This is a genomic window from Streptomyces sp. NPDC029122 (assembly GCF_055569445.1).
Window position 1 is genome coordinate 6,906 of record NZ_JBVHWK010000058.1, and the last position, 482, is coordinate 7,387.

The following is a 482-nucleotide window of genomic DNA, read 5'->3' on the forward strand; positions in this document are numbered from 1 at the left end:
GTTTACTCCTGTCCCCCCCCCCCCCCCCCCCCCCCCCCCCCCCTCCCCCCCCCCCCCCCCCCCCCCCCCCCCCCCCCCCCCCCCCCCCCCCCCCCACGACGAGGTCGCCGCACACAATGCCGGTGGCGCCGCCGGGGCGAAAGCATCTGGGCATGGTCATTCAGAAGCGACGCCTGCCCCAGGAGGCCTCCCGCGCCGCCCGCGACGTGCTCAGCATGGACATCCCTGACGGCCTCAGCCTGACGATGGCGGCCTTGCGTGAGCCCAGCGGGGACCTGCTCGATCGTGCTCGGGTTGGCTGGGAGCAGTTCCTCGGCATCGCCGAGGAGGCATCCGGTGAGTGAGTGCTACGAGTACGTCCCCCACCGCCTCCTTCGCCGCCGGGTCCGCGACATCGCCTCCGGTACCGAGGGGGTGCTGATGGCGGTGGTCAACGAGAACGTTTCCGCCACCGGCATCGAGCGCTGGATGGAGCTGGCCTA

Annotated in this window: 1 protein-coding gene; it reads left to right on the top strand. The window is 73.2% G+C overall.

Going from position 1 to position 482, the window contains the following annotated elements:
• Nucleotides 1–152 precede the first annotated feature (152 nt).
• Nucleotides 153–344: a hypothetical protein gene (locus tag ACZ4WZ_RS33780; RefSeq protein ID WP_467896928.1), complete on the top strand. Its 192-nt coding sequence runs from the start codon at nucleotides 153–155 to the stop codon at nucleotides 342–344.
• Nucleotides 345–482 lie beyond the last annotated feature (138 nt).

Coding starts and splice junctions, on each gene's coding strand:
- ACZ4WZ_RS33780 (WP_467896928.1), top strand. CDS start 153: ATGGTCATTCAGAAGCGACGCCTGCCCCAGGAGGCCTCCCGCGCCGCC.